Genomic DNA, 2,350 nt, shown 5'->3' on the forward strand with positions numbered 1-2,350 from the left:
ATCTTGAATATTTAAATGAACAAGAGCGATCAACGCTTTTGGAATTGTTCAATAACAGCGCGGTCGATTATCCGGTTGGAGAGACACTGGTATCGGTTTTTTCGGCGCAGGCGGTTTTGCGGCCCGAAGCGCAGGCCGTTGTATGTGGTTCAGGTTCACTTACGTACCATGAGCTGGATGAGAAGTCAGACCGGTTATCATCTTATTTGGTTACGACGCTGAACGTCCGGCCGAATGACCTGGTTGGTTTACTGCTGGACCGCTCGTGTGATATGATTGTTGGCATTCTTGGGATACTAAAGGCAGGAGCCGCCTATGTTCCGATCGACCCGGCGTACCCGGCCTCGAGAAAGGCGTACCTGTTAGAAGATTCGGGTTTGCAGGTGCTGATCACGCAGATGGATTATTTATTTGACTTGTCCGGTTTCGGGGGTACTGTTTTTGCCATCGACGTTCAACTGGAGGGGCTGGTCTTAGCGCCGGATTACAGGCATCCGGAGATCGGGGCAACCGACCTGGCCTATGTCATTTATACCTCTGGTTCAACAGGTAACCCGAAGGGGGTGATGATCGAACATGGCATGATCGTCAATACGATATATGCGCAGCAAACGATCTTTGAAGTAAGTGAAGGGGAGCGGTGTTTGCAATTCTCCTCTCCATCATTCGATGCCTCGGTTTGGGAAATATTTATGGCCCTTGCCTCGGGCGGGGTGCTGTATATCATTAGCGAGGAACAGAAGAGGTCTCCTTTACAACTGGAGGCCTACCTGGAAGAAGAGCAGATCTCGATAGCAACACTCCCGCCGGCATATTTAAAACAACTGCGTATAGAAAAGCTTTCGGGAATAAAAAAGCTGGTCACGGCGGGAGAGGCCGCGATAGCGGAAAAAGCGGCTGCATTCAATCATTACGGTACATATTACAATGCTTACGGTCCTACGGAGTCGAGTATCTGTGCAACGATCTTCCGGGTAGGACCTGGTACAGGTATCAGCAAGACAAACATCCCTATCGGCAAACCGATACCCAATACCGAAATCTACATCTTAGATGCCGGTTTAAAGCTACAGCCTGTAGGCGTAAGCGGGGAGATCTGTATCGGCGGGGCCGGAGTTGCGAGGGGTTATTTGAACCGTGAAGAGCTGAGCGCTGAGAAGTTTATTGCCAATCCATTTAAGCCCGGTGAACGCCTATACCGCACGGGGGACCTCGGCAGATGGCTTGCGGACGGCAATATAGAATACCATGGCCGTTTAGACGATCAGGTAAAAGTGCGGGGCTACCGGATCGAATTAGGGGAGATCGAAAGTGCGCTAAACGGTCACAGCGATGTAAGCAGTTCGGTTGTACAGGCGCTGGATCTGGGCAGCGGCGAACGGGAGCTGGTAGCGTACGTGGTAAGCGGCACCGTACTGAATGTGCCGGAGCTTCGTCAATACCTTCAGGAACGCTTGCCGGGTTATATGGTACCGGGCCATTATGTACAACTGGAAGCATTACCGCTAACGGCAAACGGGAAGGTAGATAAGAAACGGCTGCCCTCACCGGCGGGCCAGGAGCTTTCGGGAGGTACGGTTTACGAGGGAGCACGCAACGGGACGGAAGCCAGGCTGATCGGGATATGGGAAGAAGTGCTCGGCCGTAACGGGATCGGGATCCACGATAACTTTTTTGATTTAGGGGGGCATAGTTTGAAGGCGACCCGGTTGGCGGGCCATATCCATAAGGAGTTCGGGGTGAAAGTGTCGCTTCGCGACCTTTTCAGCCAAACGGTGCTTGTGGAGCAGGCTGAGCTGATCAGCGCCGGTATTCAGGCGGAATATAGCCGTATCCCCGAAGTAGGGGCATCTCCGGATTACGTGTTATCGTCATCACAGCGGCGGTTATGGGTGCTCGGGCAATTGTCGGAGGCCAATGTGGCCTATAACATGCCTGGCGTTTATGAGTTCCGCGGGGAGCTGGATGCGGCGTTGCTGTCATCAGGCTTCAGCCGCCTGATCAGCCGCCACGAGGTCCTTCGGACGGTATTCAGAGAAAACGGATCAGGTGATGTACGCCAGTATATCCTTAGCCCGGAAGAGCTTGGGTTTCATATGAAGGAATATGACTTTAGGGGGGATGAGGATGCACAGGAGCAGGTGAAAGAAGAAGTAAGGGAATTTGTGAATGAAAGCTTTGATCTGGCTGAAGGGCCGTTGCTGCGGGCGCTGTTATGCCGGCTATCGGAAGACCGTTGGGTTTTCGCGTATGTGATGCACCATATCATCAGCGATGGCTGGTCGATGGAAGTACTGATCGGGGAGGTATTGGGATATTATAATTCAGGGAAGGCAGGATCACCGGTACA

Annotated in this window: 1 protein-coding gene; it reads left to right on the plus strand. The window is 52.5% G+C overall.

Annotated elements, in window-relative coordinates:
* Positions 1–38: 38 nt before the first annotated feature.
* Positions 39–2,350 (plus strand): non-ribosomal peptide synthetase (locus tag ACFFGT_RS04470; RefSeq protein ID WP_377021307.1); only part of this gene is annotated, 2,312 nt, incomplete at its 3' end.

Origin of the sequence: Mucilaginibacter angelicae (assembly GCF_042434235.1) — a bacterium.
GTDB classification, from domain to species: Bacteria; Bacteroidota; Bacteroidia; order Sphingobacteriales; family Sphingobacteriaceae; genus Mucilaginibacter; species Mucilaginibacter angelicae.